The sequence below is a fragment of the Microbacterium sp. gxy059 genome (assembly GCF_050958665.1).
Classification (GTDB): Bacteria; Actinomycetota; Actinomycetes; order Actinomycetales; family Microbacteriaceae; genus Microbacterium.
The window spans coordinates 237879-264359 of the sequence record NZ_JAMXWT010000002.1 but is presented as its reverse complement, the minus strand read 5'-3'; the positions used below and the strand labels follow the sequence as shown (position 1 = coordinate 264359).

At 72.1% G+C, this 26481-nt stretch carries 26 protein-coding genes; 6 read left to right on the top strand and 20 right to left on the bottom strand.

The features are described from left to right. Window positions 1-14: 14 nt before the first annotated feature. The 4 genes from NHL53_RS02835 to NHL53_RS02820 all read right to left on the bottom strand — a co-directional run bounded on the left by NHL53_RS02835 (window position 15) and on the right by NHL53_RS02820 (window position 3109). The gene (locus NHL53_RS02835) at window positions 15-869 is read right to left on the bottom strand and encodes a hypothetical protein (protein ID WP_433774944.1); all 855 of its coding nucleotides are present in this window, start codon (window positions 867-869) and stop codon (window positions 15-17) included. Between the two features lie 121 nt (window positions 870-990). Beyond that, on the bottom strand, window positions 991-1704 hold the full coding sequence (locus NHL53_RS02830; RefSeq protein ID WP_433774943.1) for a hypothetical protein: 714 nt from the start codon (window positions 1702-1704) through the stop codon (window positions 991-993). Between the two features lies 1 nt (window position 1705). After that, on the bottom strand, window positions 1706-2437 hold the full coding sequence (locus NHL53_RS02825; protein WP_433774941.1) for a hypothetical protein: 732 nt from the start codon (window positions 2435-2437) through the stop codon (window positions 1706-1708). Between the two features lie 66 nt (window positions 2438-2503). After that, the gene (locus tag NHL53_RS02820; protein ID WP_433774939.1) at window positions 2504-3109 is read right to left on the bottom strand and encodes a hypothetical protein; all 606 of its coding nucleotides are present in this window, start codon (window positions 3107-3109) and stop codon (window positions 2504-2506) included. A gap of 320 nt (window positions 3110-3429) precedes the next feature. On the opposite strand from NHL53_RS02820, the gene NHL53_RS02815 reads away from it, so the two are divergent. Beyond that, window positions 3430-4461: a bile acid:sodium symporter family protein gene (locus NHL53_RS02815; RefSeq protein ID WP_433774937.1), complete on the top strand. Its 1032-nt coding sequence runs from the start codon at window positions 3430-3432 to the stop codon at window positions 4459-4461. A 43-nt stretch (window positions 4462-4504) separates the two neighbouring features. Here the strand turns inward: NHL53_RS02815 and NHL53_RS02810 are convergent, their stop codons facing one another. The 12 genes from NHL53_RS02810 to NHL53_RS02755 all read right to left on the bottom strand — a co-directional run bounded on the left by NHL53_RS02810 (window position 4505) and on the right by NHL53_RS02755 (window position 16675). Beyond that, window positions 4505-5122: a response regulator gene (locus NHL53_RS02810; RefSeq protein WP_433774935.1), complete on the bottom strand. Its 618-nt coding sequence runs from the start codon at window positions 5120-5122 to the stop codon at window positions 4505-4507. Then, the gene (locus NHL53_RS02805) at window positions 5116-6213 is read right to left on the bottom strand and encodes a sensor histidine kinase (RefSeq protein WP_433774933.1); all 1098 of its coding nucleotides are present in this window, start codon (window positions 6211-6213) and stop codon (window positions 5116-5118) included. The genes NHL53_RS02810 and NHL53_RS02805 overlap by 7 nt, the downstream gene beginning before the upstream one ends. A gap of 9 nt (window positions 6214-6222) precedes the next feature. Beyond that, complete coding sequence (locus NHL53_RS02800; RefSeq protein WP_433774931.1) at window positions 6223-6978, bottom strand: ABC transporter permease; 756 nt, start codon at window positions 6976-6978, stop codon at window positions 6223-6225. Between the two features lie 2 nt (window positions 6979-6980). After that, entirely contained in the window at window positions 6981-7937 is a 957-nt protein-coding gene (locus NHL53_RS02795; protein WP_433774929.1) for an ABC transporter ATP-binding protein, read from the bottom strand. 82 nt (window positions 7938-8019) lie between these two features. Then, on the bottom strand, window positions 8020-11040 hold the full coding sequence (locus tag NHL53_RS02790; RefSeq protein WP_433774927.1) for a bifunctional [glutamine synthetase] adenylyltransferase/[glutamine synthetase]-adenylyl-L-tyrosine phosphorylase: 3021 nt from the start codon (window positions 11038-11040) through the stop codon (window positions 8020-8022). Between the two features lie 6 nt (window positions 11041-11046). Beyond that, on the bottom strand, window positions 11047-12381 hold the full coding sequence (locus tag NHL53_RS02785) for a glutamine synthetase family protein (RefSeq protein WP_433774924.1): 1335 nt from the start codon (window positions 12379-12381) through the stop codon (window positions 11047-11049). A 39-nt stretch (window positions 12382-12420) separates the two neighbouring features. After that, window positions 12421-12618, bottom strand: a complete 198-nt coding sequence (locus NHL53_RS02780; RefSeq protein WP_433774922.1) for an SPOR domain-containing protein — start codon at window positions 12616-12618, stop codon at window positions 12421-12423. A 24-nt stretch (window positions 12619-12642) separates the two neighbouring features. Then, window positions 12643-14208 (bottom strand): apolipoprotein N-acyltransferase, encoded by a 1566-nt coding sequence (gene lnt / locus NHL53_RS02775; protein WP_433774920.1) that lies wholly within the window; start codon window positions 14206-14208, stop codon window positions 12643-12645. Window positions 14209-14214: 6 nt separating this feature from the next. After that, complete coding sequence (gene rimM, locus NHL53_RS02770; protein WP_433774917.1) at window positions 14215-14778, bottom strand: ribosome maturation factor RimM; 564 nt, start codon at window positions 14776-14778, stop codon at window positions 14215-14217. After that, window positions 14778-15008: a KH domain-containing protein gene (locus NHL53_RS02765; protein WP_433774915.1), complete on the bottom strand. Its 231-nt coding sequence runs from the start codon at window positions 15006-15008 to the stop codon at window positions 14778-14780. The genes rimM and NHL53_RS02765 overlap by 1 nt, the downstream gene beginning before the upstream one ends. Before the next feature lie 16 nt (window positions 15009-15024). Continuing rightward, window positions 15025-15426 carry a 30S ribosomal protein S16 gene (rpsP, locus tag NHL53_RS02760; RefSeq protein WP_433774913.1) on the bottom strand — a complete coding sequence of 134 codons (402 nt, stop codon included), beginning with the start codon at window positions 15424-15426 and terminating at the stop codon, window positions 15025-15027. 289 nt (window positions 15427-15715) lie between these two features. Continuing rightward, window positions 15716-16675, bottom strand: a complete 960-nt coding sequence (locus NHL53_RS02755; RefSeq protein ID WP_433774911.1) for a sugar-binding transcriptional regulator — start codon at window positions 16673-16675, stop codon at window positions 15716-15718. A 116-nt stretch (window positions 16676-16791) separates the two neighbouring features. On the opposite strand from NHL53_RS02755, the gene NHL53_RS02750 reads away from it, so the two are divergent. The 3 genes from NHL53_RS02750 to glpK all read left to right on the top strand — a co-directional run bounded on the left by NHL53_RS02750 (window position 16792) and on the right by glpK (window position 20887). After that, window positions 16792-18474, top strand: coding sequence for a glycerol-3-phosphate dehydrogenase/oxidase (locus tag NHL53_RS02750; RefSeq protein ID WP_433774909.1), 1683 nt, complete (start codon window positions 16792-16794; stop codon window positions 18472-18474). Window positions 18475-18588: 114 nt separating this feature from the next. Further along, a complete protein-coding gene (locus NHL53_RS02745) occupies window positions 18589-19341 on the top strand; it encodes an MIP/aquaporin family protein (RefSeq protein WP_433774907.1) in 753 nt (250 codons plus the stop codon). A 31-nt stretch (window positions 19342-19372) separates the two neighbouring features. After that, a complete protein-coding gene (gene glpK / locus NHL53_RS02740; RefSeq protein WP_433774905.1) occupies window positions 19373-20887 on the top strand; it encodes a glycerol kinase GlpK in 1515 nt (504 codons plus the stop codon). A 62-nt stretch (window positions 20888-20949) separates the two neighbouring features. Here the strand turns inward: glpK and NHL53_RS02735 are convergent, their stop codons facing one another. The 4 genes from NHL53_RS02735 to NHL53_RS02720 form a co-directional block, all read right to left on the bottom strand. After that, window positions 20950-21777 carry a hypothetical protein gene (locus tag NHL53_RS02735; protein WP_433774903.1) on the bottom strand — a complete coding sequence of 276 codons (828 nt, stop codon included), beginning with the start codon at window positions 21775-21777 and terminating at the stop codon, window positions 20950-20952. Between the two features lie 65 nt (window positions 21778-21842). Beyond that, a complete protein-coding gene (locus NHL53_RS02730; RefSeq protein WP_433774901.1) occupies window positions 21843-22589 on the bottom strand; it encodes a TSUP family transporter in 747 nt (248 codons plus the stop codon). 3 nt (window positions 22590-22592) lie between these two features. Beyond that, complete coding sequence (gene ffh / locus NHL53_RS02725; RefSeq protein WP_433774899.1) at window positions 22593-24146, bottom strand: signal recognition particle protein; 1554 nt, start codon at window positions 24144-24146, stop codon at window positions 22593-22595. Window positions 24147-24159: 13 nt separating this feature from the next. After that, window positions 24160-24720 (bottom strand): TetR/AcrR family transcriptional regulator, encoded by a 561-nt coding sequence (locus NHL53_RS02720; RefSeq protein WP_433774897.1) that lies wholly within the window; start codon window positions 24718-24720, stop codon window positions 24160-24162. A gap of 65 nt (window positions 24721-24785) precedes the next feature. Between NHL53_RS02720 and lipB the strand changes: the two genes are divergently transcribed. Continuing rightward, on the top strand, window positions 24786-25445 hold the full coding sequence (gene lipB, locus NHL53_RS02715; RefSeq protein WP_433774983.1) for a lipoyl(octanoyl) transferase LipB: 660 nt from the start codon (window positions 24786-24788) through the stop codon (window positions 25443-25445). A gap of 26 nt (window positions 25446-25471) precedes the next feature. Then, window positions 25472-26434 (top strand): lipoyl synthase, encoded by a 963-nt coding sequence (gene lipA / locus NHL53_RS02710; RefSeq protein WP_433774981.1) that lies wholly within the window; start codon window positions 25472-25474, stop codon window positions 26432-26434. Window positions 26435-26481 lie beyond the last annotated feature (47 nt).

The following is a 26481-nucleotide window of genomic DNA, read 5'->3' as shown; positions in this document are numbered from 1 at the left end:
CTCGATCCGACGGTTCAGCTCGGCGAGCTCTCGGGCGGCTCCGGATACCTCTCGAGCGCATCGGGGTCGCGGAGGCCCTCGGGGTCGCGCTCGAGGATCACGTCGATGCCGGTCGCGTGCGATTCCCGCCCGTCGTGGATGACGATCACGGTGCCGCCGACGACGGGAGCGTCCGCGCGCGGCACCGACAGCTCGTCGGTCACCGTGCGCGCACGGGATCGCTTCCCGAACCGGGCCGTCACGACGAACACCGGCTCGTCGCCGTCCGCACCGCCGTACCGCTCGGTCCAGACGAGCTCGGTGATCGCGGCGAGGGTGCGGGTGCCGTACGCGAGCAGGTGCTCGCGGCGCAGGTGACGCGCATACCGCCGGCGCAGCGCCCGGACGAAGGCGCGCAGGTCCAGCAGCCCCAGCAGGAGCAGCAGGGCGCCGAGCGCGGTGATCCCGATCGCGACGAGCGGATCCAGGAAGCCGGGCCCGGCGACGAACAGGCCGAGGCCCGCGCCGAGCAGACCCGCGATGTGCCCGGCTGCCGTCGGGGCCCCGCCGCGCTCCGACCAGGGCTCCGAGGTGTCGAGGAAGAGGACGAGCCCGACGCCCAGGAACAGCGCCGCGAGGGTCGCCGACACGGTCACGGGTTCGGGCACGGCGGGCCAGCGGGCGTCGAAGAGGTGGGTGAGCGCGGGATCGGGGTGAAGCGGGCAGATCTGCGCCCCGCCGTCCGAGTCCGTGTAGCACTGCGGGTCGATCTGCGGCAGGCCCGCCGCCGCGATGCCGAACGTCGCGACCGCCCAGAGCGCCGCGACGGCGATGGCCTGCCGCAGGACGTGCGCCCAGCCGTCGTCCGGCCGCGGGAGGGTCGAGCTCATCGCGCCTCCCGGGTGTCCTCGACGTGCCTGACGGCGACCGGATCGGGAAACAGCGCGCATCCCGTCGGAGAGCCTGGAGCGAGCGCCGCCGCAGGCAGGACGGCCGCGGCGCGACGCGCGCTCATCGGCGGTCCCACTCCACGAAGATCGTCGACCGGCGCTGGGGCTTCCGGGGATCGAATCGTATACCGCGCCTGCTGCCGACCCGCACCCGGTCGTGATGCACGAGCGTGTGCCAGCGCGGCCGGCCCTGGGAGTCCTCGAACCGCAGGGTCACGTTCCAGAGCATCTGCACGTTGTCGCTGCGGTTCTGGGTGACCTCGGTCACGACCGCCGGCACGCGCGGTCCGGTCAGCCGAACGCTGCGGGCGCGCTCGGCGCTCTTCCCGCTGCGGACGCGCAGGAGCGCGGAGCCGACCAGCAGACCGATTCCGACGAGCAGGAGCAGGGCGCCGAGCCAGGCGAGTGACGCCGCGGGCCTCTGGTCGACGCCCTGAACGGAGCCGCGGACGGCGAGCCACGCGCACCCGAGGAGCAGCCCTTCCCCGGCGCAGCTCGCCAGGATGCCGATGATCCACAGCAGATACGGCCAAGGATAGCGAGCCCTCCGCGCGAGGTCGTCGGTGTTCGCGTCGGTGAGCCCGACCGCGATGACGAGCAGGAGGGCGACGGGCGCGCATCCGAGCAGCCAGCCGCCCTCATCGAACGGGACCGCGACGAGGAGAAGCGCGATCGCGAAGGCGACGGCGCCGGACAGGGTCCAGAGCACGGCGCGCAGAGCGGGGAGGAACCAGCGCCTGCGTCGCAGACGGCTGCGTGGGTCGATCGCACTCATCTCACCGGCTCCATCCCGTCCCTGTCCACCGACGGACCTCGGCGAACCGCAGCTGCCCCACGATCCGCGCGGGCCGGCGCGGGGTGATCAGCACGCCCCAGCCGTCGGCCGGAGGGTTGGGGCGGCGCACGAGATAGCCGCCCGACGCGTCGGGGCCGAAGATCTCCTCCGAGGCGAACACGGTCGCGTCGCGCGGGTTCCACGCCTCGTCGCGGGCGCGGCGGGCGAGACCGTCGTCGTCGGCGAGCCGGGCGGCCTGCGCATCCGGGGTGTCCGCGGCGATCGCCACGCACGTCTCCCGGTAGCCGTCGCCCTCACGAACCGCGAAGCGCGTCGGGTGCAGCTCGCAGACCACGAGGCGCGCCTCCGGGATCAGGCGCGCCGGGCGCGTCCTCCGCCTCCGCCGCCTGATCGCCTCCCATAGCCCGAGCACGACGCTCGCGACGAGCAGTCCGGTCCCGGCCGCCCACAGCGCCGCGGCTCCCCCTGCGCGCTCCTCGGGGCGGGGAAGGCTGCCGATCAGCAGGCCGCCGATGAGGAGCACCCCGACCACCGCGCTGACGATCGCGAGCAGCGGCAGCACCGACCGCTGATCCTCGATCCAGTCCGCGATCGACGCCGCATCCGCCGCGTCGGCATCGGGCGGATCCGCGAGGCGCTCGGAGGACGCGGGCGACCGCACGGCCTCCGCCCAGGCGGATGCGGGATCCGCTGGCCAGTTCCGAGCGGTCACGATGTCCCTCCTCCGATGGTCGGTTCGGCGCGGCGCCGCGCACGCCGGATGCGGACGAGCGCCCGTTCAGTCATCATGGCCCCTCCCGGATGGACGGCCGGGCCGAGCGACGACGTGGATGTCGTCGAGCGCCTCGGTGTCGAGGGTGCTGTGGCGGAAGCGCACCGGGCCGCCGACCCGACGGTCGTGATGCTCGCCCTCGAGGTGGAGCCGTCGGCGCATCGTCGTGCCGTCGGGCAGCACCGCGCTGATCCGCAGGTCCCACCAGGTCATCTCGTCGCCGCTGCCGGGGTGCTCGATGGCCCGGTCCACGACGCCCAGGCTCTCGTATCCGTCGGAGAAGCACACGGCCCGCCGTCGGGAGCTCCCGAGGCCCCAGGCGAGGACCCCGATGCCGGCGACGCCGACCGCTGTGCCCCAGATCCCCCGCATCGGGGCGGCAGGATCGCCGTCCGCGACGCCGGACCAGATCGCGACCGCGACCGACGCGAGCGGCGCCAGCATGAGCAGAGCGACGCCCGCCAGGGCGGTCGCGATCCCGCCGGTCTCGATGCGGGGCCAGCGCCGGATCCGCTCGCGCGTCTCCGCGGTGCGCGCCGCGGCCATCCCCTCGACGGTCTGCGCATCGGGCGAGAACAGGGTCAGCCGGATGATGCTCGTGCGGGTGCCCATCACCCCTCCTCTCTGCGGCCGGGAGGAGCGCCGCGTCATCGCGGCGGGGCCTCTCCGGGAGAGCCGAGCATCGCGACGCCCCCTCTCACGCCTCAGATCATGTCACCGAGATCCTCCTCCCGGTCACAGAGTTCGACGATCATGCGAAGCGGAACGGCGCTCGCGCCGGGGTTCCGGAGCATCGCGCGCCCGCGGATATGCTGGGGGGTCGGGCGCGTCTCCCACCCCGAGCCGGAGCCCGTCGGCGCCACGATCGCCGCCCCGATCGTCAGGCGATCCCTGCCTCCTTCACCGCAACGCAGAAGCTCGAGGAGAGCCGCATGGCGCCCGCAGAGTCAGACAACACCGTGCCGCAGACGAGGAACGCGGAGGATCGATCGGCCCGCGTCGCCGTCACGGTCTTCCCCGTCATCATCATCGCGGCGTTCCTCGTCGGGTTCCTGTTCCCCGAGCAGACCGTGCCGCTCGCCGCGTACACGAACGTCGCGCTCGGCCTGATCATGTTCGCGATGGGCATCACCCTCACGATCCCCGACTTCGCGCTCATCGTGAAGAGGCCGCTGCCGATCCTGCTCGGCGTCGTCGCCCAGTACGTGATCATGCCCGGCATCGCGGTCGTGCTCGTCTTCGTCTTCCAGCTGCCCGCCGAGCTGGCGATCGGCGTCATCCTCGTCGGATGCGCCCCCGGTGGCACCTCGTCGAACGTCATCACCTACCTGGCGAAGGGCGACGTCGCGCTCTCCGTGACCATGACCTCGGTGTCGACGCTGCTCGCTCCGATCTTCACGCCGCTTCTCACGCTGTGGCTCGCGGGAACGCTGCTCCCCGTCGACGCCGGCGCCATGGCGCTGTCCATCGTGCAGCTCGTCCTGATCCCGATCGTCGCCGGACTGCTGGTCCGCTGGCTGCTGCGCAGCCTCATCGACCGGATCCTCCCGATCCTCCCCTGGATCAGCGTGCTCGGCATCTCGTACGTCGTCATCGCGGTCGTCTCGGGGTCGGCGGAGCGGATCGTCGAAGCCGGGCTCCTCGTGCTGCTCGTCGTCGTGCTGCACAACGGGTTCGGATACCTCCTCGGCTACTTCGCCGCCCGCGTCTTCCGCTATCCCGAGCGGGTCGCCCGCACGACGGCGGTCGAGGTCGGGATGCAGAACTCCGGCCTCGCGGCGACCCTCGCGGCCGCCCACTTCAGCCCCGTGGCCGCGCTGCCCGCCGCCGTCTTCAGCGTCTGGCACAACATCTCGGGAGGGCTCCTCACGCTCTTCTTCCGGTATCGCTCCGCGCGCGCCGAGAAGAGAGCGCTCGCCGCGGCCGGCGACCCGTCGCCCGGCACGCGCGCGTCCGAGGGCTGACGCCGGCCTCGGGTCCGGCGTGCCCGCGAGGAGGGGCGGATCCTCAGATCCAGCCCTTCTCGCGGGCGATGCGGGCGGCCTCCGCGCGGTTGCGCGCGGAGGTCTTGCCGATCGCCGACGAGAGATGGTTGCGCACGGTTCCCGCGGACAGGAAGACCTCACGGGCGATGTCGGCGGCCGCGCGTCCGTCGCCCGCGAGACGCAGGATCTGCTGCTCCCGGGGCGTGAGGGGGCTGTCGCCGTCGAAGAGCGTCGCCTCAGCGAGCGAGGGATCCACGACGCGCCTCCCGGCGTGCACCGAGCGCACCGCGTCCGCGAGCTCCTCCGGCGGCGCGTCCTTCACGACGAACCCGCTCGCCCCGGCGTCCAGCGCCGCCCGGAGATAGCCGGGGCGCGCGAACGTCGTCACGATGAGCACCCGCGTCGCGGGGTGCGCCGCGCGCAGCGCGCGGGTCGCCTCGATCCCGTCGACGCCCGGCATCTGGATGTCCACGAGGCAGACGTCCGGTGCGAGCCGCGCGGCCTCGGCGACGGCCTGGGCGCCGTCGCCCGCGAACCCCACCACCTCGAGATCCGGCTCCAGGTCGAGCAGCGCGCCGAGCGCCCCGCGCACGAGCGCCTGGTCGTCCGCGACGAGCAGGCGGATCGGCTCGCTCACCATGTCAGGCTCACCTTCGTTCCTCGGTCTCCCCCTCCGAGCGGAGCCACGTCGAGCACCGCGCCCGCGGCCGCCGCCCGCTCCGCCATCCCCCGCAGCCCGTTTCCGGGCGCCCCTCGCAGCCCCGTGCCGTCGTCCTCCACCGTCATCGTGCCCGGCGCGAGCACGATGCGCACGCTCCGCGCCCGCGCGTGGCGCAGGATGTTCGTCGTCGCCTCCCGGAGGATCCATCCCGCCGGGAGGGACTGGGCGGTCGAGAGCGCCGAGGCGTCCCCGACCACCTCGATGTCGATCCCGGCGGACTCGAACGCCGCCCTGATCGCCGCCAGCTGCGCGTCGAGGCCCTCGGCCCGCAGCCCCGTCACGGTGCTCCGCACGCCTGAGATCGCCTCGCCCGTGAGGCGCGCGATCTCCTCGAGCTCGGCGCGCGCCGCGGCCGGATCCCTCTCGACGAGTCGCGCGGCGAGCTCCGCCTTGAGCTTCACGACGGTGAGCGAGTGCCCCACCAGGTCGTGCACGTCGCGGGCGACGGACTCCCGCTCGCGGCTCGTCGCGAGGTCGAGGCGCAGCTCCTCTGCGGCGACCGATCGGTCGATGAGCCAGGTGGTGATCGTGTTCACGACAGCCATCATCAGGACGATGCCGAGCAGCGGCCAGGCCGGCTGCTCGCCGCGCGCCGGGGCGAGGATCGCGTGCGCGACGACCAGCGCGACGCTCGCCGAGAGCACCGTCCAGTGCCAGGGGCGCGCCAGCCCGTATGCGGCGTAGGCCATAAGGAACGGCAGGAAGCTCGTCGCCTGCCAGCCGATCGCCGGCACCGTGAGCCCCGCGCACAGCACCGCCGCGAGGAAGAGCAGGAGGACGGAGCGGACAGGCCGACGCCAGCCTCCGCGCATCCCGCGCAGGAAGCCCGCGACGTACGCCGCGCCGAAGGCGACGAGGCCGAACCAGCCGATGCCGACGGCGAACGGCGAGGCGTCCGATCGCAGCAGCGAGATGATCGGGAAGGCGAGGAAGACCATCCAGACGACGGCCATGAGCCATCCCCAGCGCTCCCAGGGATCCCGCTCCCCCGCCCGTCCCGTCGTCCCCATGCCCCGAGCCTATCGACGCCGCCGCGAGCGGAGGACGCCGATGCGCGCCACGGCCGCGAACACGGCTGTCCAGGCGGCGACGCTCGCGAGCACGAGCCACAGCGGGTCCTGACCGCCCGACATCAGCGCGCCCTCCGTGATCGGCCAGCGCATGAGCGCGGCGTAGCCGTACATGGGCGTGAAGCGCGCGATGTCGAGCATCACGCCGTCCAGCGGCATGAACACGTTCCCGAAGAATCCGAAGAAGGTGATGGCGATCGACGCGAGCGCGGCCGACGAGTCGGAGTTGAAGGCGAGCCCGACGCCGAGGCCGAACAGCCCGAACATGAGGGATCCGGCGAGCACGAGCGTTCCGACGGCGACCCATCGCCAGGCGTCCTCCGCCCTGGCGCCCGTCGCGGCGCCCACGATGAACAGCAGGACGGTCGCGAGAGCCGCGAAGCAGAGGGCGCTCGCGAGCTTTACCGCCGCGTATCCGGCCATCCGCATCGGCGTCATCGCCAGCTGCCTGCCCCATCCCTGCCCGACCTCCGACGCCGCGAGCGAGCAGAGCGAGCTCATGGCCGTCGCCGCGCCGAACGCCGCCATCGAGCACATCACGTAGAACCGGACGTTCCCGTGCCCGGCGCTCATGTCCCCGTAAGCGGCCCCCGCGCCGAACAGCAGGTACATCGCGATGGGCATCGCGAGCGTGAAGACGAGCGTGTAGGGGTTCCGCAGCTGGCGGATCGCCTCGACGCGGAAGAAGACGGGTGAGAAGAGCATGATCAGTCCTCCGTGAGGGTGGCGAAGGCGGATTCGAGGGTCGGAGCGGTGATCTCCAGATCGACGGCTCCACGAGCGAGCAGCCACGCCGCGAGGTCGTCCGAGCGCTCGGTGCGGACCGAGATCCGCGCGCCCTCCGCCGTCGCTTCGGCGTGCGGATCGTCCGCGAGCGGCCCCGACGCGCGGGCTTCCTCGAGGAGCAGGGCCGCGTCGCCCTCCGCCGTCGCCGCGACGGTGCGCCCGCCGAGGGATCCGCGCAGCTGCGCCGTGTCGCCGTCCGCGACGATCCTCCCGCGGTTCATGACGACGGTGCGCGGCGCGAACTGCTCGGCCTCCTCGAGATAGTGGGTGGCGAACAGGATCGTGCGCCCGGCGCGGGCGTCCTCGCGCATCACGTCCCAGAAGCGGCGCCTCGCGGTGACGTCCATTCCGGCGGTCGGCTCGTCGAGCACGAGCACGTCAGGGTCGGGCAGGAGGGCGAGGGCGAACTTCAGCCTCTGCTGCTCGCCTCCCGAGCACTTCCCCACCCGCCGGCGGGCGATCCCGCCGAGATCGGTCCGCTCGATGGTCTCCGGGATCCGGGAGGACGCGCCGTGGAGGCTGCCGATGACGTCGAGCGTCTCGCGCACCGTGAGGTCCGCGAGCAGCCCGCCCGTCTGCAGCACCGCCGCGAGGCGTCCGGTCTCGACCGCGCGGCGCGGCCGCTCGCCCCGCACGCGCGCCGTCCCTGAGTCGGGTTCGCTGAGGCCGAGGAGCATGTCGAGCGCGGTCGTCTTGCCCGCCCCGTTGGGGCCGAGCAGCGCGACGACCTCGCCCTGCGCGATGCGCAGATCGATGCCGTCGACCGCGGTGACCCTCTGTTCGCCTCGGCCGAATCGGCGCGTGAGGCCCGTGATCTCGACCGCCTGATCGCGGTCCGATGGCGCCAGACGGGCCGAGGTGCTGCGTGCGTCGTCCATGCCACGACTCTCTCGCGCGGCCGCGGCGGGGCGCAGGAGGGCGATGTCACGTCGCACCCGTGACAGATGTCACGGGTGCGGGTCACAGGTCGTAGAAGATCTCCTCGTACGACCAGCGGGCGCGCCTGGCCGTGCGCAGCCAGCCCTCCTCGACCGCCGCCCCCGCTCCCGGCCCCCGTCCGAGGATCCGTCCGACGCCGTCGAGGTCGTGGAGCCCCGTGGGGAGCACGTCGCTCGTGCGCCCGGCGAGGAGCGTGTTGGCCGAGCGCAGGCGGGTCGCGAGGCGCCATGCCGCCCCCAGCCTCTGCGCGTCCTCCCGGCCGATGAAGCCCGCATCGTAGGCGGCGCGCAGGGCCTTCAGCGTGCGCGGCGTGCGCAGCTCGGGGACCTCGTGCGCGTGCTGCAGCTGGATGAGCTGCACGAGCCACTCGACGTCGCTCAGCCCGCCGGGGCCGAGCTTCAGGTGCCGCGTGCGGTCGATGCCGCGCGGCAGGCGCTCGTTCTCCACGCGCGCCTTGATCCGCTTGATCTCGCGCACGTCGGTCTCCTCGGCACGCGAGGGGTACCGGACCTCGTCGGCCATCCGCATGAAGTCGGCGCCCAGATCCGGGCTGCCCGCGACGGCCCGGGCGCGCAGGAGCGCCTGCGCCTCCCACGACACCGACCAGCGGGCGTAGTAGGCGGCGTACGCGTCGAGCGTGCGCACGAGCGGGCCCTTGCGTCCCTCGGGGCGCAGATCGGCGTCGAGGTCGAAGGGCGCCCTGGCGTCCTCGCAGACCTCTCGGAGACGCGAGACGATCGCGCGCGACAGCCGATCTGCGACGGATGACTCGACCGGCCCCGGCCGGGAGACGTACATGACGTCCACATCCGAGCCGTAGCCCATCTCCTCGCCGCCGTAGCGGCCCATGCCGATGATCGCGAACTCCAGCCCGTCGTGCTCGGGCGGCACGACCTCGCGCCGCACAGCCGCGAGCATCGCGCTCAGGGTCACGTCGGTGATCGCGGAGATGGAGGTCGTGACCTCCTTGATCGTGAGCGACCCCAGGACCGCGCCCATCGCGGTGCGCAGCAGCTCCCGACGCCGCATCCCGCGGATCGCCTGGGCGGCCTTGTCGAGCGACTGCCGGCGCTTCGCGATCGCCCGCGCCTCGAACTCGAGCACGTCGCGGGATCGGGGCCGCATCTGCTCCTCGCTGTCGAGCCACGCGACCGACTCCGGGATCCACTCCATGAGCTCGCCGACGTAGCGGGAGCCGCTGAGCAGCGTCGTCAGCGACTCCGCGGCGCCGGACGAGTCGCGCAGCACGCGGAGGAACCACGGGCTGTCGCCCAGGCGCTCGCTGATGCGGCGGTACGAGATGAGGCCCTGATCGGGATCCACGCCGTCGGCGAACCAGTGCAGCATGACCGGCATGAGGGTGCGCTGCACCGTCGACTTCCGGCTCACCCCGCGGGTCAGGGCACCGATGTGGCGGAGCGCCCCCGTCGGGTTGCGGAAGCCGATCGCCGCGAGGCGGTCGTGCGCCTCGTCCCCCGTCAGAGCGCGGGCGTCGCCAGGGGACATCGTCGCGACCGCCGACAGCAGCGGCCGGTAGAAGAGCCGCACGTGCGCGTCGCGCACCTCCTGGCGCACCCGCGCCCAGAGCGTCGTGATGTCGGAGGATCCGCCTCCGGCCGCGTCGACCGAGGGATCGAACAGCCCCGTCGAGCGGGCGAGCACGCGACGCCCCTCGTCGGAGTCGGGAACGAGATGGGTGCGCGTGAGCGGCATGAGCTGCAGCCGGTGCTCGAGGAGGCGCAGGAGCCGATAGTCGGTCGCGAAGGTCGCCGCATCGGCTCGGCCGATGTAGCCGCCCTCGACGAGCTGATCGAGGGCGTCGAGCGTCCCGGACGCGCGCACGGAGGGGTCGGCGCGACCGTGCACGAGCTGCAGGAGCTGCACCGTGAACTCGATGTCGCGCAGCCCTCCCCGCCCGAGCTTGATCTGCCGGTCCGCCTCGTCGGAGGAAACGTTGTCGCTCACGCGCTCGCGCATCTCCTGCACGCTGTCGACGAATCCGTCGCGCGACGCGCTCGCCCACACGAGCGGCTGGGTCCCGGCTACGTAGTCCTCGCCGAGCGCGCGGTCGCCGGCGAGCGGGCGGGCCTTGAGCAGCGCCTGGAACTCCCACGAGTGCGCCCACCGCGCGTAGTAGGCGAGGTGGGACGCGAGCGTGCGCACGAGCGCCCCCTGCCGTCCCTCCGGCCTCAGGTTCGGGTCGACCTCCCACAGGGGCGGCTCGGTCTCGAAGGAGCTGATGCCGCGCATCGTCTCGACCGCGAGGCGCGTGGCGATCTCGAGGGCGCGCGCCTCGGAGAGGTCAGAGCCCTCCCGCGGCTCGCCGACGAAGATCACGTCGACGTCCGAGACGTAGTTCAGTTCCCTGGCGCCGGCCTTGCCCATGCCGATGATCGCCATCCGGGTGTCGCGGACCTCCTCCGGCGAGAAGGATCCCGGGACCCGCGCGTCGGAGAGGCGGGCCCGCGCGACGGCGAGCGACGCCTCGAGCGCGGCGCCGGCGGCATCCGCCAGGGCGCGGGACACGCCGCGCACCGCCTCGACAGGCTCGGGGGACGAGAGGTCGACCATCGCGATCCGCGCGAGCACGCAGCGGTAGGCCACGCGCAGCGCGTTCCAGGCATCCTCGCCCGTGACCGCGGCGATGCCGTCCGCCGCGCCGACCGACTCCGCCAGCGCGCGCTCCATCTCGTCGGCCGTCGGCAGGATCCGCTCGCCCTCCACGGCGTCGGCGAGGAGGCCGGGGTGCCGGAGGAAGAAGGTCGCGAAGCCCTGCGAGGCTCCGAGCAGGCGCCAGACCCGCCTCTCCGACAGCGGCTCCGCCATCGCCGCGCGCAGCGCGCCCGGGTCTCTGCGGGCGATCGCGCCGAGCGAGCGCACGCTCTCGTCGGCGTCGGCCGCGAGGGCGGCCCCCGCGACGAGCCTCTCGCGGTCGAATCCGGTCAGCTCCGCGAGCTCGTCGAGCCCCGCGGAGGCCTCGTCGAGGTCGACGAATCCCGCGCGCGCGAGATGGGCGCGGGGAGAGCGGCGTTCCGAGGACACGGCGGGTCAGATGAGGTTCAGCGTCGTCTTCAGCTCCAGCGAGGTGACCTGCTGGCGGTACTGCTCGAACTCGCGGCGCTTGTTCGCGAGGACGTAGCGGAACGCCTGCTCCCCCAGCGTCTCGGCCACGAGCTCGCTGCGCTCCATGAGCTCGATCGCGTGCTCGAGGCTCGACGGCAGGGGGCGGTAGCCGAGGGCGCGGCGCTCCGCGTCGCTCAGGAGCCAGATGTTGTGCTGGGCCTCGGGCGGGAGCTCGTACTCCTCCTCGATGCCCTTCAGGCCGGCCGCGAGCATGAGCGCGTAGGCGAGGTACGGGTTCGCGGCCGAGTCGACGCCGCGGTGCTCGACGCGCGCCGACTGGCCCTTGCCCGGCTTGTACATGGGCACGCGCACGAGCGCGGAGCGGTTGTTGTGCCCCCACGCGATGTAGCTGGGCGCCTCGTCGCCGCCCCACACCCGCTTGTACGAGTTGACGAACTGGTTGAGCACCAGCGAGATCTCCTCGGAGTGGCGCAGCAGCCCCGCGATGAAGTGCCGCCCGACGTCCGAGAGCTGGTGGGGCGCGCCCTCCTCGTAGAAGGCGTTCTGATCGCCCTCGAAGAGCGACATGTGCGTGTGCATGCCGCTGCCCGGCTCGCCCGAGAGAGGCTTGGGCATGAACGTCGCGCGCACGCCCTCCTCGATCGCCACCTCCTTCACGACCGTGCGGAAGGTCATGATGTTGTCGGCCATCGTCAGGCCGTCGGCGTAGCGCAGGTCGATCTCGTTCTGGCCCGGTCCGCCCTCGTGGTGGCTGTACTCGACGGAGATGCCCAGCTCCTCGAGCATGCGCACCGCGCGACGCCGGAAGTCGTGGGCGGTGCCGCCTGGCACGTTGTCGAAGTAGCCCGCCGTGTCGACGGGCACGGGCGGCTGGCCGTTCTCCCCCCCCGTGAAGAGGTAGAACTCCATCTCGGGGTGGGTGTAGAAGGTGAACCCGGCGTCCGCCGCCTTCGCGAGCGTGCGCTTCAGCACGTTGCGCGGGTCGGAGACGGCGGGCTGGCCGTCGGGCGTCGTGAGGTCGCAGAACATGCGCGCCGTCGGCTCGACGTCGCCCCGCCAGGGCAGCAGCTGGAACGTGGAGGGCTCGGGATGCGCCAACAGATCGCTCTCGTGGACGCGCGTGAGCCCCTCGATCGCCGAGCCGTCGAAGCCGATGCCCTCGGCGAACGCGCCCTCGACCTCGGCGGGCGCGATCGCGACGGACTTCAGCGATCCGATGACATCGGTGAACCACAGGCGCACGAACTTCACGCCGCGCTCCTCGATCGTGCGGAGCACGAAATCCTGCTGCTTGTCCATGCCTGTCAGCTTACTGTCCGCGTCCCGCGCGACACGCGCTCAGCGCCCATCGGCGCCCGGCCATTCGCTCTCGCGCTCCTCGTCCTCTTCCCAGGACTTCGCCCGCTCGCGGAGCACCTCGGGCGCCCGCGCGGCCTCCTCGGCCGTGTCGAAGGGGCCGACGCGATCGATCGCGAGCGACTGCGGGCCCTTCTCGACCTCGCCGGTGCGGGAGTTGTACCAGTACTTCTCGGCCATGCCCTCAGCGTACGCCCGTCCCGGTCAGCGGGCCCGGCGTCTCGCGTGCCGCGCGCCGAGCGCGACGAGCCCCGCGATCGGCGCCAGGAGGAGGAGCACGCGGATGCCGCCGCCGATCGCGACCGCCGGGGTCTCGCCGTCGCGCAGCTCGACGTCGGCGATGAGCGCGCCCGGCTCGTCCGCGGGGATCTGCTGGAGGGTCGCGCCGTCGGGTCCGATCACCTGGCTGGTGCCGACGGTCGACACGTTCACCACGCTCCGCCCCGTCTCCACGGCGCGCATGCGCGCGAACGCGAGCTGCTGGAGGTTCTCGTCTGTCCCGCGGAAGTCGGCGTTGTTCGTCTGGAACATGAGCACCTGAGCGCCCTCGCGGATCCCCTCCTGGAGGAGATCGTCGAAGAGCACGTCGAAGCAGATCGCGAGCCCGACGCCCGTGCCGTCCACGTCGATGACCGGCGCGTCCCTGCCCGGCTCGTACTCCCGCTGGATCATCCCCACGAGCGACGGGACGATCCGCTCGTACAGGTCGCGCTGCGGCACGTACTCGCCGAACGGGACCGGGTAGCGCTTGGAATGCCGCCCCGCTGGCCCCTCCTCGGTCCAGAGCATCGACGTGTTGAACACGAGCTCGCCGTTCTGCACGGCGGCGTTCATGAGGAGCGGCGCGTCGAAGGCGCCGACCGCCGCGTCGAGCGCGGCCGCGGCCCGCCGATCGGCCAGCGGATCGGCGTCGACGCCGCCCTCCGGCCAGAGCACGAGGTCGACGTCCGCGCCGATCGCCGGCTCCGACGCGGCGATCTGGGCGTCGAGCACGTCGTAGGCCTCGCGCCGGTCCAGATACGCGGCGGGCCCGTCGCCCTGGACGGCGGCGACGCGGATCGTCCCGGCCGGCGCCGTCGGGAAGGCGGGCACGACGACGAGCACGGCGAGGAGGAGCGCCGGAGCGACGAGCACGAGACCGCGACGGCTCGCCAGGGCCCTCGGCGCGCGCAGCAGCCGCGCGCCCTCGATCGCGAGAGCGACCAGGAGCACCACGAGGAACGTCAGCCCCGCGACGCCGGTCCACGACGCGACGGGCGCGAGCGGGCTGCTCGCGAACGCCATGCCGATCCGCCCCCACGGGAAGCCCGTGTAGGGCCACGAGCCCATGACGAGCTCGCGCGCGGTCCAGAGACCGGCGACGAGGGGCGCCGCCGCGAGGCGGACGAGCGCGCCGGCGCCTGCCCTCCGCACCCACCGATACGCCAGGGTGATGAGGATCGCCCCGAGGCCCGTGAAGAGCGTCTCGACGCCCGCGAGCGCGACCCACGGCACCCACCTCAGGGGATCGTCGCCGAGGAACCGCGAGGCCCAGTCGATGTGGGGGAAGTAGAACGCCGCACCGAAGAGCGCGCCCACGAGCAGCGCGCCGCCTGCTCGGCGTCCGATGAGGGAGAGGAGGCTCAGGCCGACGCCGACGAAGGCGAGCGGCCAGACGCCCCACGACGGGAACGCCGCGTCGAGCGCGAGGCCGCCGAGGACGGCGAGGAGGGAGGCGAGCCAGAGCGGCAGCGCGCCCCCGCTCGGGGGTCTCCCGACGTCCGCGGACATCCCGCGCTAGGCGTCGTCGCCGTCGGGGAGGTCCTCGAAGAGGCCCGGAGGGGGCGTGAGGACGACGCGACCCGCGATCGGGTCCACGTCCGGCACGATCGCGCGGACGAAGGGCACCATGACCTCGCGGTCGCCCGACGAGACGATGAGGAGATCCTGCGCCGGCAGATGCTCGACGCGGGCGATGCGCCCGACGACCTCGCCGTCGCGGACGGCCTCGAGGCCGACCAGCTGGTGGTCGTACCAGGCGTCCGGCTCGGTGCTCTGCGTGGACTCGTCGTGGTCCACCCACAGGATCGCGCGCACGAGCGTCTCCGCCTCCGTGCGATCGTCGATGCCGTCGAAGAAGACGATGGGGCTCGCGTTCATCCAGCGGAACTCGCGGACGGAGATCGTCTGGCGGTGCCACTTCGAGTGCTCGGGCACCTGGAGCGTGAAGGACGCTCCCGGGACGAAGCGTCCCTCGGGGTCGTCGGTGTACAGCTCCAGCTTGAGCGCGCCCTTGAGGCCGTGCGCCTTGAGGACGCGGCCGACGCGGAGCTGGTTCTTCGGGGTCTTCTGCGCTGCCATCAGTCGTCGGCCACGTCGACGCGCACGCGTCGTCCTTCGGCCAGAGCGGAGACGACGACCCGCAGGGACTTCGCCGTGCGGCCGCCGCGCCCGATCACGCGCCCACGGTCGTCGGGCGAGACGTGCACTTCGAGCACGTCCCCCCGCGGCGAGGTGGATTCGACGATGCGCACGCCGTCCGGGTCATCGACGATGCCCGTGACGAGGTGCTCGAGAGCGGCGGCCAGCATGACGGTTCTTCGCGCGTTACTCGGCCGACTCGGCCTCGGGAGCCTCGGCGGGCTCCTCGGCCTTCTTCGGCTGAGCGGGCTTGACGACGGACTTCTTGGAGGAGTCGGCCTCGTAGGCCTTCTTCTCGTCGGCGACCTTGAGGGTGCTCTTCGCGTCGGCGTCGCCCTGGAAGCGACCCCAGTCGCCCGTGATCTTGAGCAGGGCGCGCACCTGGTCGGTCGGCTGGGCGCCGACGGACAGCCAGTACTGAGCGCGCTCCGAGTCGACCTCGATGAACGAGGGCTCCTCGGTGGGGTGGTACTTGCCGATCTCCTCGATCACACGACCATCGCGCTTGGTGCGCGAGTCGGCGATGACGATGCGGTAGTAGGGCGCGCGGATCTTGCCGAGGCGCTTCAGACGGATCTTGACAGCCACGATTCTCCTGTGGATTGGAAAGAGTGAACGAACCAGTCGCCCTGCGCGTGGGGTATGCACGCCGGCGGAAGCTCTGAAAGGGCGAAGCGCCGTGCTGGATAGAGGGTCGAGCACGCGCTTCAGCGTTCCATCTTGCCAGATGCCGCCCTGTGAAGCGAACGGGAGCGGTCGCGTGTCCTCGGCTCGCGGACTGAGAGGAGTGAAGCGAGCCTCCCTCTCTCGCCCCTCGCCGCTCCGTGGCGTTCATGGGGTACCGGCGACGGGGCAGGGCGGAGGGATCCTGATCCGATCAGGGCGCCTCGATCAGCCGGCTCGCGAGCAGCTCGTCGACCACGAGATCGGTCACGAGCTCCCCTGCCAGAGCCCCGCGGAGCGCCGCCAGCTTGTGCGTTCCGGCGACGGCGCAGATCCGCCGCGGCACCCGGCGCAGCCGGTCGAGCGACGGCCCCGTCGCCCGGTGGTTGAGAGCGATGTCGCGCCATGACCCGTCCGCGCGATAGAACACCGTCGCGACGTCTCCGATCGCCCCGTCGTCTTCGAGCTGGCGGTAGTCCTCGTCCTCGAGGTACCCGCCGACGTACACCTGGCTGGGCACGTCGGCCGCGGGCGATCCGACGCTGAACAGGGCGATGTCCATGCGCGACTGCAGCCCGAGCACGCGCTGCGTCATCCGCTCGCGCCACATCGCGTCGCGCGTGCGCGGGTCGTCGAAGAAGGCCGGGACGGGGAACTGCTGCACCTTCGCGTCGAACGCCTCCCGGAAGCGCACGAGGATCTCGCTCGAGTACTCGACGCCCGTCGTGAGCGTGTTCCCCGCCCCGTTGAGCTGCACGAACGTCGTCCCGTGCACGGGCACGCGTGTGAGGTGCCTGCTCACGGCGCTCACGGTGGACCCCCACGCGACGCCCACGACCATGTTCGACTCCATGAACTGCGCGAGCAGGTGCGCGCCTGTCATCGCGACCCGGTCCAGGCGATCCGTCTCGCTGACGCTCCCCGGCATCGGGACGACGTGCGCGGACACGCCGTAGCGCGAGTGGATGCGCTTGGCGAGGATGCCCGCGTGCTCGAGCGGCGAGGAGACCCGGATGTCCACGATGCCGATCTCGCGCGCGTAGGACAGCAGCCGCGAGACCGACGAGCGCGACGTGCGCAGCTCGTGCGCGATCGCCTCCATCGTGCGGTCCTGCTGGTAGTAGAGCTGCGCCGCGCGCAGCGCCTGCATGGCCTTCTGGTCACGAGCTTGCATGCCTCGTCCCTCGTTCATCGCCGCGCTCCGTCCCCTTCTGCACATTCGTGCAGCCCGCTTGCTCATCTCTGTCGGCGTTGTCAGGATATTCCCGACTTCGACGAAAGAGGAATCCGATGTCTGCCACCCGATCCGACGTCCGCACCGTGCGTGAGAACGGCCGCACCTCCGTCCTCATCATCGGCGGCGGCATCAACGGCATCTCGACCTTCCGCGACCTCGCGCTGCAGGGCATCGACGTCGTGCTCGTGGAGCGCGGCGACTTCGCGTCCGGAGCCTCGTCGGCCTCCAGCCACATGGTGCACGGCGGCATCCGCTACCTGGAGAACGGCGAGTTCCGCCTCGTGAAGGAGTCGGTCGAGGAGCGCAACCGCCTGCTGCGCCTCGCACCGCACTTCGTGAAGCCGCTCGAGACGACCATCCCGATCTACTCCACCTTCTCCGGCGTGATGTCGGCGCCCCTGCGCTTCCTCACCCACCGCTCGGGGAAGCCGAAGGAGCGCGGCGCGGCGCTCATCAAGGTCGGGCTCACCATCTACGACACCTTCTCGCGCGACGGCGGATCCGTCCCCCGCCACAGCTTCCGGCGCCGCTCCCGCGCCCTCGCCGACCTCCCGGCGCTCGACGCGAACGTCAAGTACACCGCGACCTACTTCGACGCCTCGATGCACGATCCCGAGCGCCTCGCGCTCGACGTGCTGCTCGACGGCGTCCGCGCGCACGACGGCGCGCACGCCCTGAACTACGTGGAGGCCGTGGGCCGCACCGCGACGGGCGTGGAGGTCGCCGACCGCGAGACCGGCGAGACCTTCGAGATCGCGGCAGACGTGGTCGTCAACGCCTCGGGCCCCTGGACCGACCTCACGAACGAGGCGCTCGGGAAGGGCACCCGCTTCATGGGAGGGACCAAGGGCTCGCACGTCGTGCTCGACCACCCGGAGCTGCTCGCCGCCACCAAGGGGCGCGAGATCTTCTTCGAGCACGACGACGGGCGCATCGTCCTCATCTACCCGCTCAAGGGGCGGGTGCTCGTCGGCACGACCGACATCGACGCCGACCCCCGCGAGCCCGCGCGCTGCACGGAGGAGGAGATCGACTACTTCTTCGACCTCATCCACCACGTGTTCCCGCAGATCGCGGTCGACCGCTCGCAGATCGTCTACCGCTTCTCCGGGATCCGCCCGCTCCCCCGCCACGAGGACACCGCGCCCGGCTTCGTCTCCCGCGACTACCGGGTGGAGGTCGACCGCTCCGGCGGCGTGCCGCTGCTCAGCCTCGTGGGCGGGAAGTGGACGACCTTCCGCGCGCTCGGGGAGTCGCTCGCCGACCGCGTGCTCGAGATCCTCGGGCGGCCCCGCACGACGTCCACGGCCGACCTGCCGATCGGCGGCGGGAAGGGCTTCCCCCGCGAGGACGCGCAGCGCGCCGAGTGGATCCGACGGAACCTGGCCGGAGCGGGAGACCGCGCCGAGACCCTGCTGGCGCGCTACGGAACCCGCGCGGCGGATGTCTGGTCGCACATCGCCGACGACGACGACCAGCCGCTCGCCGACGGAGACGTCTCGACGCGCGAACTCGCCTGGATGGTCGAGAACGAGTACGTCGTGCACCTCGTCGACGTGATCCTGCGTCGGACGAGCCTCGCCTTCACGGGCGATGCCGACGCGTCCGCGATCGACGAGATCGCCGACGCCCTCGCCCCGCTGCTGGGCTGGGACGCCGAGCGTCGGGACGACGAGGTCCGCGCCTTCCGCGCGGAGCTCGCCGACGCGCACGGCGTCGAGCTCGCCGCCTCCTAGAAGCCGTCCGGCGGGGCATCGCGGACGACGCCCCGCCGGAGGCAGCACCCCACAACCCACAACCCCACACACGTCGCAGCGACGGACGCTGCACGACGAAAGGTCAAAGAAGACATGGAAGACGTCAATCTCGGGCTCTACTTCACCTCGGAGCTCGTCGGCACCACCCTCCTCGTCCTGTTCGGATGCGGCGTCGTCGCCAACGTGGTCCTCGCCAAGACGAAGGGCTTCGGCGGCGGCACCCTGATGATCAACTGGGGCTGGGGCCTCGCGGTGTTCATCGGCGTGATCGCCTCGTCGTACTCCGGCGCGATCCTCAACCCCGCCGTCGGCATCGGCCTGCTCGTCGCGGGCGACATCACGATGACGATGTTCTTCGTCGCCACCGCGGCGGAGCTCGTCGGCGGCGTCCTCGGCGCGATCCTGTGCTGGCTCGCCTACAAGAAGCACTTCGACGCCGAGGAGAGCCCCGCCAACAAGCTCGGCGTGTTCTCGACGGGACCAGAGCTGCGCTCCTACGGATGGAACCTCGTCACGGAGATCATCGGCACGTTCGCGCTGGTGTTCATCATCTTCGGGTTCGCGGATCACGGCGACATCCAGGTCGGCGTCCCCGGAGGACTCGGACCGCTCACCGCGCTCCCCGTCGCGCTCCTCGTCGTCGGCATCGGCGCCTCGCTCGGCGGCCCCACGGGGTACGCGATCAACCCGGCCCGCGACCTCGGCCCCCGCATCGCCCACGCGATCCTCCCGATCCCCGGCAAGGGCTCGAGCGACTGGGCCTACTCGTGGGTGCCCGTCGTGGGCCCGCTGATCGGCGGCGTCCTCGCGGCCCTCGCCGCCCCCGCCCTCCTCTCGCTCGTCTGACCCCACGGCCTTTCAAAGGAGAAGAAACACCATGGCTGACTACATCCTCGCGATCGACCAGGGCACGACGTCGTCCCGCGCCATCGTCTTCGACAAGAAGGGCTCGATCGTCTCGGTCGGGCAGAAGGAGCACGAGCAGATCATGCCCCGCCCGGGCTGGGTGGAGCATGACCCGCGGGAGATCTGGCGCAACGTCCAGGAGGTCATCGGCCTCGCGCTGAGCCGCGCCGACCTCACCCGCCACCACATCGCCGCCGTCGGGATCACGAACCAGCGCGAGACGACGGTCGTGTGGGACCGCAAGACCGGAGAGCCCGTCTACAACGCCATCGTGTGGCAGGACACCCGCACGCAGGACATCGTCGACGAGATCGCCGGCGACGAGGGCACCGACCGCTTCAAGGAGATCGTGGGCCTGCCGCTCGCGACCTACTTCGCCGGCACGAAGATCCGCTGGATCCTCGAGAACGTCGAGGGCGCTCGCGAGCGCGCCGAGGCGGGCGACCTCGCGTTCGGCACGACCGACGCGTGGGTGCTGTGGAACCTCACGGGCGGCACCGACGGCGGCGTGCACGTCACCGACGTGACGAACGCCTCCCGCACGCTGTTCATGGACCTCGAGACCCTCGAGTGGCGCGACGACATCCTCGAGGAATTCGGCGTGCCGAAGTCGATGATGCCCGAGATCCGCTCATCGTCGGAGATCTACGGGCACGCGGAGGACTCGTCGCTGCTGCGCGAGACCCCGATCGCGGGCATCCTGGGCGACCAGCAGGCGGCCACCTTCGGGCAGGCGGCATTCCAGGCGGGCGAGAGCAAGAACACCTACGGGACGGGCAACTTCCTCATCTTCCAGACGGGCGAGGAGATCGTCCACTCGAAGAACGGCCTGCTCACCACGGTGGGATACAAGCTGGGCGACCAGCCGACGCGCTACGCGCTCGAGGGGTCGATCGCCGTCACCGGATCGCTCATCCAGTGGCTGCGCGACCAGCTCGGCATCATCTCGGACGCCCCTGAGGTGGAGGAGCTCGCGAAGCAGGTCGACGACAACGGCGGCGTCTACGTCGTGCCGGCCTTCTCGGGCCTGTTCGCTCCGTACTGGCGTCCGGACGCTCGCGGCGCGATCCTCGGCCTGACGCGCTACGCGACGAAGAACCACATCGCGCGCGCCGCGCTCGAGGCCGTCGCGTACCAGTCGCGCGACGTGCTCGACGCCGTCAACGCCGATGCCGGGGTCGACCTCGCCGAGCTCAAGGTCGACGGCGGCATGGTCGCCAACGACACGCTCATGCAGTTCCAGGCCGACGTGCTCGGCGTGCCGGTCGTGCGCCCCGTGGTGGCCGAGACGACCGCGCTCGGCGCCGCCTACGCGGCGGGCCTCGCCGTCGGGTTCTGGGCGGGCCTCGACGACCTCTCCGCCAACTGGCAGGAGGACCGCCGCTGGGAGCCCCAGATGGACGCCGCCGAGCGCGAGCGCCTGCTGCGCCAGTGGCGCAAGGCCATCGAGAAGTCGATGGGCTGGGTCGACGAGGACGTCGCGTGACGCGCTGACGCGCCCTCGACGCGGGGCCGGGGATCGTCGGATCCCCGGCCCCGCGTCGTCGCTCATGGCCGGTCGCGGACGACGTCGCGCCAGCGGAGGGGCGCCCGGCCGATGGCGTCAGGCAGATCCGCGAGGGGGTTCGGCCGGATGAGGCCCGCGGCGTCGAGCGCGGGGCGATCGACGTCGATGTCCCCTGAGAGCGCGACGCCCCGAGCGGCCAGCCGCGCGCGGAGATCGGCCTGGTCCCTGATCCGCCGTTCGGCGTCCCCCTCCGGATCCTCCTCCCCCGGCTGCCGCATCATCCAGATGCCGCGCGACTCGCCGATGACGCCCCCGAGCGCCGCGTAGGCGTAGGCGCTCCGGATGGTCTCCCCCGTGTCGAGCAGGAGGGGCGTCTCGAGAAGCACGCGTCGGTAGCGCGGGGCCTCTGTGCGGTCGATCGCGTCGAGCTGCGCGTCGTCGACCAGCTGGAGCGCGATGCGGGTCCGCGCGCCGGGCGAGGGCGTCGCCGTCGCGGGCACGTAGCCCAGCGGGGCGAGGAACGCGCAGAAGCCGACGGAGATCCCCTGCGCCCGCGCCCGGATCGACGGGATCGCGAGAGCGGGCCCGTCGGCGAACTTGTGGCGCAGCTGAGCCGGCGCGGCGTTCGAGCCGATCGCGAGCACCGGCACGCGATCGGCGAGCGGGGCGCCGCCCCGCCGCGCGAGCTCGGCGCTCAGCCGAACGGCCTCGCCCTCGCTCCCCGGGAGACCGGCCACCCGCAGGTCCTCGACGCGATCCCGGCCGGTCCCGTCGATCGCTCCCGATGCGCCCACGAGCTCCGCGACGACGTCCTGCGCGATGAGGACGGAGCGATCCGGACGCGTCCCCGGATACGTCCAGGGGCGCACGCGCGGCGCGCGATCCGGCGCGTGCGGGTCGCCGGGTCCCGAGGCGCCGACCTCTGCTCTCCCCCTCACGACAGGGTCCAGATCCCGCGGGCCAGCGTGAGCGCGCCGCCGAGGTAGGCCACGCTGATCAGCAGGCGCTGCAGGGTGCCAGGGCTCGCCGCACGCGCCACCCGCTCGCCGAGCACGAGCCCCGCCCCGGTGCCCGCCACGACGCCGATCCAGAGGGTCCACGGGATCGCGCCGAGGGCGTCGGGCGCGGTGCCCGCCTTCGTCGCGAGCGCGAGGAGGCTCGTCACGACGAAGAAGGGCTGCAGCGTCGCCGCGAACGACCGCTGCTCCCAGCCGGTGGCGATGGCGTAGATGCTCATGGGCGGCCCGCCGATGCCGGCCGCCGTGTTCATGAACCCGCTCGCGAAGCCGGCGAGCCCGAGCGTCGAGGTGCGCTGCCGCGCCTCTCCCGCCCGCATGAGCAGGGTCGCCGTCAGGGCGACCACGATCAGGCCGCCGATGCCGATCTCGAGGACGGGCCCCGGCACCGCGAGCACCACGAGCAGGGCGGGCGCCGTGCCGACGGCGGCCGCGACGGTCATGACGAGCATGCGGCGCCAGTCGACGTCGCGCCGCACCCGCGCGAGGATCACCAGGCTCGCGAGGGGCGCGCAGAGGTTCAGGAGCGCGACGCCGCTCATCGGGCCGAGGAGGAGGACGATGAACGGGGCGGAGAAGAGCGCGAAGCCCATCCCCGTCGCGCGCTGCAGAGTCGAGCCGAGGAGGACGGCGAGGATCGCGAGCGCGATCTCCCAGACCGCCACGCGTCAGCGCTTGCCGAAGAGCTTCTGGATCTCCGCCATGTCGGGGGCGTCGCCCTCCGGAGCGCCCGCTCCGAGCCCGAAGCCCGATCCGGCCTGCGCCTGGGGCGCCGGGGCGGCCTGCTCCGCGGCCCGCTTGGCGGGGTTGCCCGAGCGGGCGACGGGCTTCTTCTTGCCCTTCTTGCCCCGCTTGGAGGACGCGCCCGGCTTCGCGCCGGGGATCATGCCCATCCCGGGGATGCCCGCCTGCTCGCCGCGCGCGACCTTCTTCATCATCTTCGCCGCCTGCTCGAAGCGGTTCACGAGCTGGTTGACGTCGGTGACGGTCATGCCGGAGCCGCGCGCGATGCGAGCGCGGCGCGACCCGTTGAGGATCTTCGTGTTGGCGCGCTCCGAGGGCGTCATCGAGCGGATGATCGCCTCGGTGCGCGTGATCTCCCCCTCGTCGAAGTCCTGCAGCTGCTGCTTCATCTGGCCGTTCATGCCCGGCAGCATGCCGAGCATCTTCTTCATCGACCCCATCTTCTTGAGCTGCTGCATCTGCTCGAGGAAGTCGTCGAGGGTGAAGGCCTCCTTCGCGAGCTTCTCGGCGACCTTCTTCGCCTCCTCCTCGTCGAACGCCTGCTGGGCCTGCTCGATGAGGGTGAGGATGTCGCCGAGGTCGAGGATGCGGCTCGCCATGCGGTCGGGGTGGAAGTCCTCGAGGTCGTCGAGGGTCTCGCCGGCCGAGGCGAAGATGATCGGCCGCTGCGTGACCGAGGCGACCGACAGCGCCGCGCCGCCGCGGGCGTCGCCGTCGAGCTTCGTGAGGACCACGCCGGTGAAGTCGACGCCGTCGAGGAACGCCTTGGCCGTGTTGACGGCGTCCTGGCCGATCATCGAGTCGATGACGAAGAGCACCTCGTCGGGGTTCGTCGCGCGGCGGATCCTCGCCGCCTGGTCCATGAGCTCCTCGTCGACGCCGAGCCGACCGGCGGTGTCGATGATGACCGTGTCGTAGAGCTTCTGGCGCGCGTGCTCGACGCCCGCCTTCGACACCTTCACGGGGTCGCCCACGCCGTTGCCCGGCTCGGGGGCGAAGATCGCGGCGCCGGCCTGCTCGGCCACGACCTGCAGCTGGTTCACGGCGTTCGGGCGCTGCAGGTCGGCGGCCACGAGGAGCGGCGTGTGCCCCTCCTTCTGGAGCTTCTTCGCGAGCTTCCCCGCGAAGGTCGTCTTTCCGGATCCCTGGAGTCCGGCGAGCATGATGATCGTCGGCGGGGTCTTCGCGAACATGAGCTTGCGCTGCTCGCCGCCGAGGATCGCGACGAGCTCCTCGTTCACGATCTGCACGACCTGCTGGGCCGGGTTGAGAGCCCGGTTCACCTCGTCGCCGAGCGCGCGTTCGCGCACCCGCGCGGTGAACGTCTTCACGACCTCGAGCGCGACGTCGGCGTCGAGGAGCGCTCGCCGGATCTCGCGCACGGTGCCGTCGACGTCGGCCGCCGACAGCTTTCCCTTGGTGCGGAGGTTCTTGAAGGTCTCGGTGAGGCGCTCAGAGAGGTTGCCGAAAGTAGCCATGATGATCGAGATTTTACCGTGTCGCGGCGATGTCGAGCGCCCGGTCGACGTGCGCGGCGAGCGAGGTCGCCCCCGCGCCGGCTCCCGACCAGGCGCGCAGGGCCGCGACGACCGCCGCGCCGTAGGCGCCGGCGTGCACGTCGGCCTCGAGCGCGTCCCGGCCGTCGCGCCGGAGTCCGCGCGCGACGACGCGGGCCACGCGGGAGGCGCGCAGGGCCGCCTCCGCCTCGAGATGCTCCTCGATGCGCATCGCCTCGGCGTTCGCGAACGCGAGGGCCAGCGCGTCTGGCGCCGCTCCCTCCCCGATCCTGCGGAGCGCGTCGCGCACCGACTCCCCGGCGTCGAGCGCGTCGCCCGCCGCCGCGATGCGGTCGTCCAGCGGCCCCCACAGCAGCTCGGCCTTCGAGGCCGCGTAGTTGAAGAAGCTCGATCGCGCGATGCCGGCGCGCCGCGCGATCGCCGAGACGGACGTGCCGTCGTAGCCCTGCTCGAGGAAGAGATCGCAGGCCGCCTCCGCGAGCATCTCCCGGGAGATGGCGCGCGGCCGACCGGGTCGGGGGCTCTTCGTGCTCATCCCCCCAGCGTAGGCCGGTGCGCCGGCGCTCCCGGGTTCTGCCCTATTGTTGGACACGGTCCGCAATTCGATCCGAGGAGCATGACGTGGAGATTCTCGATGCCGGGCTCGCCCCGAGCCTGGTCCCGTACACGGAGGGGTGGGAGCTGCAGCGGCGCATCCACTCCGAGGTCGTCGCGGGCGACCGCGACGACACGCTGATCCTGCTCGAGCACGAGGCGGTCTTCACGGCCGGCTCGCGCACGGAGCCCGCCGACCGGCCGACCCGGTCGACGACCCCCGTCATCGAGGTCGACCGCGGCGGTCGCATCACGTGGCACGGCCCGGGTCAGCTCGTCGGCTACCCGATCGTCCGCCTCGGCGGTCAGCGCGAGGTCGTGCCGCATGTGCGCCGCCTCGAGCGCATGCTCATCGACGTGCTCCGCCCGCTCGGGATCTCCGGCTACCAGGTGACCGGGCGCACCGGCGTGTGGGTCGACGGCCCCCTCGCCCCGGCGAAGATCGCCGCGATCGGCGTGCGCGTCGAGAAGGGCGCGTCGATGCACGGCTTCGCCCTCAACTGCTCCAACTCCCTGGCGCCCTTCGACGAGATCGTCCCGTGCGGCATCCGCGACGCCGGCGTGACGACGATCAGCAGGGAGATCGGCGGGGAGACCACCCCCGCGGCGATGCGCGACGCCGTCGCGAGCGCTTTCCTCGAGATCTTCGAGGAGGTCCCCGCGTGAGCCCCGCCGCCCCCGAGGGCCGCAAGATGCTGCGCCTCGAGGTGCGCAACGCGCAGACGCCCATCGAGAAGAAGCCCGAGTGGATCAAGACGCGCGTGCGCCAGGGGCCCGAGTACCGCGAGCTGCAGAACCTCGTGAAGACCGAGGACCTGCACACGGTGTGCCAGGAGGCCGGCTGCCCCAACATCTTCGAGTGCTGGGAGGACCGCGAGGCGACCTTCCTCATCGGCGGCTCGCAGTGCACGAGGCGCTGCGACTTCTGCCAGATCGACACGGGCAAGCCCGCGGACTACGACACCGACGAGCCCCGGCGCGTCGCGGAGTCCGTCTCCCGGATGGGGCTGCGGTACGCGACCGTCACGAGCGTCGCGCGCGACGACCTCCCGGACACGGGGGCCTGGCTCAACGCCGAGACGGTGCGCCAGATCCACGCCCGCAACCCGAACACGGGCGTCGAGCTGCTGGCGAACGACCACAGCGGCAAGCCGGAGTTCCTCGGGCAGATCTTCGACGCCAGGCCCGAGGTCTTCGCGCACAACGTCGAGACGGTGCCGAGGGTCTTCCGCCGGATCCGCCCCGCCTTCACCTACGAGCGCTCGCTCGGCGTGCTCACGCAGGGGCACGACGCCGGGCTCATCACGAAGTCGAACCTCATCCTCGGCATGGGCGAGGAGCCGCACGAGGTCGTCGAGACGCTGCAGGATCTGCGCGACGCGGGATGCGACATCATCACGCTCACGCAGTACCTGCGGCCCTCCCCGCGCCACCTGCCGGTCCAGCGGTGGGTCAAGCCCGCCGAGTTCGTGGAGATGAAGGAGGAGGCCGAGCGGATCGGCTTCCTCGGAGTGCTCGCCGGCCCCCTGGTGCGCTCGTCGTACCGCGCGGGGCGCCTCTGGGCGCAGTCGATGCGCGAGAAGGGCCGCGAGATCCCGGCGCACCTGCAGCACATCGCCGACAGCGCGCCCGCCGAGTTCGCGCAGGCGGTCTGAGCGGGCCGGCCCCCGGAGAAGCGGGATAGGCTGGTGGGCGGACTTCC